Source organism: Actinoalloteichus spitiensis RMV-1378 (assembly GCF_000239155.1).
Classification (GTDB): Bacteria; Actinomycetota; Actinomycetes; order Mycobacteriales; family Pseudonocardiaceae; genus Actinoalloteichus_B; species Actinoalloteichus_B spitiensis.
In genome coordinates, this window is sequence record NZ_AGVX02000825.1 from 1 (window position 1) to 1107 (window position 1107).

The 1107-nt window shown below is 77.2% G+C and carries 1 protein-coding gene; it reads left to right on the plus strand.

The window, feature by feature from the left end; translation table 11 throughout:
- Nucleotides 1–236 precede the first annotated feature (236 nt).
- The gene (locus ACTIDRAF_RS0225715; protein WP_016701512.1) at nt 237–1025 is read left to right on the plus strand and encodes an alpha/beta fold hydrolase; all 789 of its coding nucleotides are present in this window, start codon (nt 237–239) and stop codon (nt 1023–1025) included.
- Nucleotides 1026–1107 lie beyond the last annotated feature (82 nt).

The window sequence follows — 1107 nt, forward strand, 5'->3', positions numbered from 1 at the left end:
CGCGGTCGACGCGGTCGACGCGGTCGACGCGGCGAGGGTCACGAACCTCGGCCACCACCCGGCCGGCCCGGCCCCCGGTCACGCCCAGCACCCCGACCCCCCTTTCGGGCGCCGGTCCCACCGACGGCACGGCCCCCACCGCGGGGAGGGCGGTCGGTGCTCACCGACCGGCGGACCGTTCCCGCTGCCGCCAGACCACCGGGGGACCCGGAGCGGGCCGTGTACCTTGTCCCGACGTGGCTCACGCGACGACGGCTGACGGCGCCCGCATCTGGTACCAGGGCGAGGGGCACGGCGACCCGGTGCTGCTGCTGCCCGGCCAGTCCCTCGACTCCCGCATGTGGGGCCCGGTCGCCACGGACCTCGCGGCCCGCCACCACGTCATCCGCATGGACAACCGGGGCACCGGGCGCAGCGAGGACGGCACCGACACCGACTACTCCACCGCCCTGTTCGCCCGGGACGCCCTCGCCGTGCTCACCGACCAGGGCATCGACCGCGCCCACGTCTACGGGTTCTCGATGGGCGGCCGGGTGGCGCAGGTGCTGGCCACCCTGGCCCCCGAGCGGGTGGGCGCGCTCGTCCTCGGCGCCACCGGCCCCGGCGGAACCGAGGAGTTCCCCCGGTCGGAGGCCGCGAACGAGGCGCTGCGCACGGTGTCCACCCCGGCCGGTCGGGCCGCGCTGACCGACCTGTTCTTCACCCCGGACTGGGTCCGGGACCACCCGGAGCTGGTGGAGAGCGTGGCCCCGGCGAACTCCCGGCGGTCGCAGCGCCGCCACTTCATCGCCAGCGCGGACCACCGGGGATGGGACCTGCTCCCCCGGATCACCGCGCCCACCCTGGTGCTGCACGGCGGCGACGACGCCCTCACGCCGCCCGAGAACGCGCACCGGATCGCCAACCGCATCCCCGGCGCGCGGGTCCGGATCTTCGACGGAGCCCGGCACGGCGTCCACCTGGAGGCCCGGCCCGCCGCCAGCGACGCCGTCCTCGACTTCCTCGCCCGCCACCCGCTCGGTTGAGCCGGCCGTCGAACGCGACCGACCGAGCCGGCGGGTGCGGCTCCGGCCCGTCCCGGGGTCGGCACCCCGGCCAGCGCACCCC